Here is a 1998-nt window from a genome sequence, read left to right on the forward strand (position 1 = left end):
AAGGTTGAAGCTGAGGTCTTCTCCAGCAAAGAACGGTTCAGTGATTCCAACTTCACCTAACAACCCTCTGCCAGAATGTTCCGCTCGGGAGTTGAATTGCCACATTTTTCCACGGAGGTTGAGGTCACTGTAGGTCACACCTAACACGAGACCTTCATAGGAGTCCGTTCCAATATAGGCACTGGTGGTGATCGATTTGCCTTCTTCAAGCTCGATGTCCAGATCTAGATTACCGTCGTCGCGTGGTTGCGGTGTGACGACTACCTTCTTGAAGATTCCAGTATTGAGTAACCGGTTGGTTGCCTTGTCCGCAGCGTCAGCATCGTAAACCTTATTTTTCATGGGTTTGAAAAACCGCAGAATCCGGCGCGTCTGGGTGTCTAGGTGTCCACTGGCTGAGATGTCGCGGAGGATATAGCGTTTGCCCTGCTTAATCTGGAAGGAAAGTGTTGTGCTGTTATTTTGGTGCACAGGCCTGACGCTGACTTTGGCAAAATGGTAGCCAGTTCTGCGGAAGTAATTGCTGATTTCATTATTTATTTTGACAATGTTTTGAGTCGATGAGGGAGCTCCAATCAATGCGCTAAACTCGCTGCCGATCTCTTGTTCCGTAGCGTTTGAGATACCTGTGAATGTTGGACGATTGAGGGAATGAAGCTTGCCTTGATCAATGTCGAGTAAGACGTGGATTTTGCCTGTCTCTAAATCAATGTATTCATTTTCGACTCTGACTGCGGCTTGCCAATAGCCGAATGATTTCAGGTAGTTTTCGACATTAGTGGCACCGCGTTCTGTGTATTCTTTGATGTAGGGGGCATTCTTGAGTCCGACTAGTTCACCTTCCACGATCGGCTGGAAGAAGTAGTTTGTCAGAGTTTCGTTATCGATCGTCGTCTGAGTTTGTGAATGCACAGCCCCATAAAAAAGCCTTGGGCCAGTGTTGACCTTAAGGATGATTGTGTTTCCGCTAATGCTCCACTTGATGTTGACTTGTGAATATCCACGTCGGAGAAAAAGGCGTTTGAGGTAAAATACAGCATCATCGGCGCGCCATGAGGTAGCTGGTCGAACGGAAATGTACTGGAGCCTTGGCTTGAGTTGGTCTTCGTAGTAGGGAAGGCTCTCCTGATCGATTCCGACGATGCGAACCTCGGCCGCAGACGCTATGGCGCAGAGAATGGTGAAATAGATGACGAAGGCAATTTTCATTATCGGAATTTCAGGACAAAGACTACGAGGCCACGAGTTTGTTTTTCCTCATCGACTTGGGCGGTGATGTAGATGCGAGGATTAAGTTTGATCTTAGCGGAAGAAAATTTCCGTCCAGTGAATCCGTTCGTTTCGTTGATGTTGAATTCGAAGTCATCGATGCTGGAAAGAATAACTTCGAGGAGCTTGGTGCTACGGGACTGGCCTGATTCTTGTTTTATTTTTGCTAGAAATAATTGCAGAGCTCGTAGGGTGGCAGCCTGGCTGTTGTTGCTCAGGCCTTGGGCTGTGACTCCGGTGGCGAGGAGAGTCATGATGTCGTTTTTCGCGAGTGGTGGGAAGGAGGTGAATGTTGTTTTTGGATCAGTGGCGAGGCCGTAGACAAAGATGCTAGTGTCATAGTTACTGACGACTGATTTTCCCTGAATGTCGAGGGTGGGAATGAGACCGTTTCTTGGGTGGAACTTGATTTCACCTTTGTGGATTTTGAGTGTGCTGAACGGGAGTTTAGCGATGACGTCTTTAGCGTAAATAGTGCCGTCCAAAGCGGGTTCAGCTAATGTGCCCGTCGCTTTGAAGCCTCCCTCAATCTGTCCACCGGCGATGTTTCCGCGGATTAATAAGGGGTCTTCCATCTGTACTTTGAGGTCGAGCTTCCATTTATCGAATGGCTCAGGAATAGGGACTTTGAAATTCTTTGAATCAAAGGCCGGAAGTTCAACATCTGAGACTGCTGAGCTGGGAACCCCTATAGGTAAAATGTCTATGTCTTTGTAGAAGAGAGATTCC

General features: G+C 47.6%; 2 protein-coding genes. Both read right to left on the reverse strand.

Features of this window, described 5'->3' with window-relative positions:
- On the reverse strand, positions 1-1209 hold a 1209-nt coding region (locus ABGY95_RS11170), incomplete at its 3' end, for a POTRA domain-containing protein (RefSeq protein ID WP_347441763.1).
- Positions 1209-1998 (reverse strand): translocation/assembly module TamB domain-containing protein (locus ABGY95_RS11175; protein WP_347441764.1); only part of this gene is annotated, 790 nt, incomplete at its 5' end. The genes ABGY95_RS11170 and ABGY95_RS11175, both read right to left, overlap by 1 nt.

The organism is Rubritalea sp. (assembly GCF_039830215.1).
Classification (GTDB): Bacteria; Verrucomicrobiota; Verrucomicrobiia; order Verrucomicrobiales; family Akkermansiaceae; genus Rubritalea.